Source organism: Streptomyces sp. SP18BB07 (genome assembly GCF_036322545.1).
In the GTDB taxonomy this organism is placed as follows: domain Bacteria; phylum Actinomycetota; class Actinomycetes; order Streptomycetales; family Streptomycetaceae; genus Streptomyces; species Streptomyces deccanensis.
On the sequence record NZ_JAQYWT010000031.1, the window covers coordinates 1 to 305 of the forward strand.

The 305-nt window shown below is 73.1% G+C and carries 1 protein-coding gene; it reads right to left on the bottom strand.

Going from position 1 to position 305, the window contains the following annotated elements; genetic code table 11:
- A partial coding sequence (locus PUR53_RS47960) for a hypothetical protein (protein ID WP_443080239.1) occupies positions 1 to 292 on the bottom strand: 292 nt, incomplete at its 3' end.
- Positions 293 to 305: the final 13 nt, after the last annotated feature.

Sequence of the window (305 nt, forward strand, 5' to 3'; positions counted from 1 at the left end):
GCCGTACCGGCTGGGGCGCAGCCGCGGTTTTAGAGGTGGGCGGGTAGATCCGCGACGAGCCCGCCCCGGACGGTCGCGTGGGGGTCGATGGGGCGCAGCCCCTTGCGGATGGGAGGGGTAGGGTCGTCGGGGGCGAGGAAGAGCAGGCCGGGCGGAGCCAGTGGGTGGTCAGCGGGGTGAGCGTGACACGGATGCGGGCCGGTCGTCCTCCCCAGGGGAGGGGCTCCGGATTCACCGGGTCGGACGCCGTCACATCCGTCCCGCCGTACACACCCGCATCCGTGTTCAACACCTCCCGCCACGCC